The organism is Elstera litoralis, from assembly GCF_000963705.1.
Classification (GTDB): Bacteria; Pseudomonadota; Alphaproteobacteria; order Elsterales; family Elsteraceae; genus Elstera; species Elstera litoralis.
Genome location: NZ_LAJY01000911.1, coordinates 1 through 1,337 on the forward strand (window position 1 = coordinate 1; position 1,337 = coordinate 1,337).

Annotated in this window: 2 protein-coding genes; both read left to right on the forward strand. The window is 41.4% G+C overall.

The features are described 5' to 3' along the window. Positions 1–50: 50 nt before the first annotated feature. Positions 51–644 (forward strand): DUF4062 domain-containing protein, encoded by a 594-nt coding sequence (locus VZ95_RS24755; protein WP_156995503.1) that lies wholly within the window; start codon positions 51–53, stop codon positions 642–644. A 128-nt stretch (positions 645–772) separates the two neighbouring features. Then, on the forward strand, positions 773–1,150 hold the full coding sequence (locus VZ95_RS24760; RefSeq protein WP_156995504.1) for a hypothetical protein: 378 nt from the start codon (positions 773–775) through the stop codon (positions 1,148–1,150). Positions 1,151–1,337: the final 187 nt, after the last annotated feature.

Sequence of the window (1,337 nt, forward strand, 5' to 3'; positions counted from 1 at the left end):
GCGAAGTAATCTAACTCAGGCGATTTCCAGTGACATGAGAGGGTCCAAGGTTGGCCGATAAAAGATATTCTGTCTTCATTAGTTCAACTTTTGAAGACTTGAAGGAAGAGCGGCAAGCGGTACAAGATTCGGTGATCCGTTCTGGAGATTTCCCAGTTCAGATGGAAACGTTCCCGGCAGCGGACGAAGATCAATTTGCATTTATACAATCCTTGATAGATAAATGTGATTATTATGTTTTAATAGTGGCGGGCCGTTATGGCTCCATAGATGATGACGGCATCAGCTACACTGAAAAGGAGTATCGCTATGCCATTACCCGCGATATTCCTGTACTTGCGTTGGTACATGGCGACCGAGGAAGTATCCCAGCAGGCAAAAGTGAAGCGTCCCAAGAAGGTAAAGTGCGGCTTGCGGCTTTTATCTCGGATATTGAAAAAAATAGATTGCGAAAAACTTGGACGTCATGTGAGCAATTGAAGCTAGCTGTTCGTGAGGCGTTGGACCATGCAAAAGCAACTAAGCCTGCTGTAGGTTGGGTTCGAGGAGATACCATTGCAAGTGTTAAAATTCTGGAGGAATTAAACGAGGTTCGTAAAGAAAATGTTAAATATCTTGAAACTATCGGAAGTTTTTTGATATAAATTTATCCCTGCCTCCGATTCCGTCTGCTGATGATGCGATTTGTGTAAATATTATTGGGATATCAAAAAAAATTGACAACAGAATAATGTATGGAAGTAACGCGAAGATTGAAACAACATGGATCTCGATGTTTCCTTTATATTATGAAAATATATCCTATATCATTAATAATTACGATGGCGAGTTTTCATATTCTATTTACCGAGATGACTCTGCTGTACAAATTGGATCTGCTATTGCTGACCAAGTTGCGGTTATTGACGCGTCAGAATGCTTTAAGATTACAAAAGCCATGTTCAACCGCCTTTCAGCATATTACATAGAAGTAGGCTTAATGCTCCCATCAGGTTCTGAGGATGTATTCACGGAAGCCGCAAAAAAATTAGCAAGGCGTCATAGTATTTTGAGTTCTTCAATAAATAATTTTAAAATTGTAGAAGGTGAAGTTGAGGTTGTTTCTGCTGTTAAGCAGGATTTTGGTGCCGATAATGAAATTCCATTTTAGGGATTTTATATATTGTGGGTTCCGCGAGGTGGTCTTTTTTAGGAATTTCCACCGAGGTTTGAAATGGCATCCCTTAGCATCGTCGCCTGTTCGAGCGGCGACATGCTTTCAAAGTTTTCTGATTTTCGCACTCTCTCCTCCCAAAGGAAACCGCGATGCCCGAAAACACCTCCGTCAGCCTGGGCGA